General features: G+C 33.8%; 1 protein-coding gene. It reads left to right on the top strand.

Going from position 1 to position 361, the window contains the following annotated elements; genetic code table 11:
• Window positions 1-182, top strand: a 182-nt coding sequence (locus A7D14_RS20200; RefSeq protein ID WP_218058508.1) for a hypothetical protein, incomplete at its 5' end; no start/stop codon positions are given.
• Window positions 183-361: the final 179 nt, after the last annotated feature.

Raw genomic sequence — 361 nt, 5'->3', positions numbered from 1 at the left:
GTAATAAAACTCTTTTGACAATAGTTTCAGGAAAAGATTATCTAATCCCTCTGCTACAACATCGAATTAATTTTTGTATCAATAAAGGAAAAAGTATGTTTCCAAAACAGTCTCTAAAGTTGTTTTTAGCAAGTAATTCTGATTTAACAAGACTGGATTTCTTAAAAGAAAGAATAAAATAACTGTGCCCAACAATGGTAACCGTTGCACAAGCCCCTGATCAGCACCAAAACGGATTGATATAGGCCTCTTTAAGGGGCTTTTTTATTTTCCCATTAACATTGAAGATTGGGCCTTATGTCTTTTTCAAAAGGTCCAAAGAGGAAAATAAGTGCGTTTTTCAGCAAAGTGGACAAAGCAA

It is taken from the genome of Allomuricauda sp. CP2A, from assembly GCF_001683915.1.
Classification (GTDB): Bacteria; Bacteroidota; Bacteroidia; order Flavobacteriales; family Flavobacteriaceae; genus Flagellimonas.
The sequence above is the reverse complement of the archived record's forward strand: the minus strand, read 5'-3'. Positions and strand labels throughout refer to the sequence as shown.